The organism is Pseudoalteromonas sp. S3260, assembly GCF_005886925.1.
GTDB classification, from domain to species: Bacteria; Pseudomonadota; Gammaproteobacteria; order Enterobacterales; family Alteromonadaceae; genus Pseudoalteromonas; species Pseudoalteromonas tetraodonis.
In genome coordinates this window covers 1-348 of record NZ_PNCV01000345.1, presented here as the reverse complement: position 1 = coordinate 348, position 348 = coordinate 1, and the positions used below count along the sequence as shown (strand labels likewise).

General features: G+C 67.8%; 1 protein-coding gene. It reads right to left on the bottom strand.

All coding sequences use genetic code 11. The features are described 5' to 3' along the window. Positions 1 to 348: methyltransferase domain-containing protein (locus tag CWC14_RS18740; RefSeq protein ID WP_138564383.1), on the bottom strand; the 348-nt coding region annotated here is incomplete at both ends.

The window sequence follows — 348 nt, the reverse complement described above, 5'->3', positions numbered from 1 at the left end:
GAGCCATAGCCGAGGGCTGTCGCACCATTGCACGGCCAGGCTCGAGAACACCAGGTCCAGACTCGCATCGGCCAGCGGCAGGCGCTCGGCATCGGCGCGTAGCCAGTGCGGGCGTTCAGGGCTGCCACTTGCAAGCTCGCTCGTCTGGCGTGCGGCTTCACGCAGCATCTCAAGCGAAAGATCCAGCCCCATGCAGCAAGCCCCAGAGTAGCGCTGCGCCAGTTCGAGGGTCCAATGTCCGGGCCCACAACCGAGATCGAGCACACGGGCGTCGGCCGGCAGCCGCTCAGGGAGCGAGGCGAACAGGGTGGTCGCCATGGCGTGCTGCGCCTGCGCCAGCGTGAGGTA